The 255-nt window shown below is 49.8% G+C and carries 1 protein-coding gene; it reads right to left on the bottom strand.

What is annotated here, in order from left to right:
- Positions 1-255: Gfo/Idh/MocA family protein (locus tag CHH91_RS18710; RefSeq protein WP_286160849.1), on the bottom strand; the 255-nt coding region annotated here is incomplete at both ends.

Genomic DNA, 255 nt, shown 5'->3' with positions numbered 1-255 from the left:
TGTGAAAGGTGAATGTCAGCAATCCAGCATCATCGACGCCGTTGCCGGAAAACAATTGGTCTACTTCTGCGTATACTTGTGCCACCTCATCATCCAGCACCCACCTCATAATATCGATGACATGGACAGTATGGTCGATTACCGCGCCTCCGCCTGCTAACTCCTCGTCATTGAACCATCCGCCTGGATTTTTGCCACGGTTTGTCCCTTTAATCGCCACTATATCCCCAAATTCACCGGCATCAATGCGCTGTT

Source organism: Virgibacillus sp. 7505 (assembly GCF_002272135.1).
Taxonomy (GTDB): domain Bacteria; phylum Bacillota; class Bacilli; order Bacillales; family Amphibacillaceae; genus Terribacillus.
The sequence above is the reverse complement of the archived record's forward strand: the minus strand, read 5'-3'. Positions and strand labels throughout refer to the sequence as shown.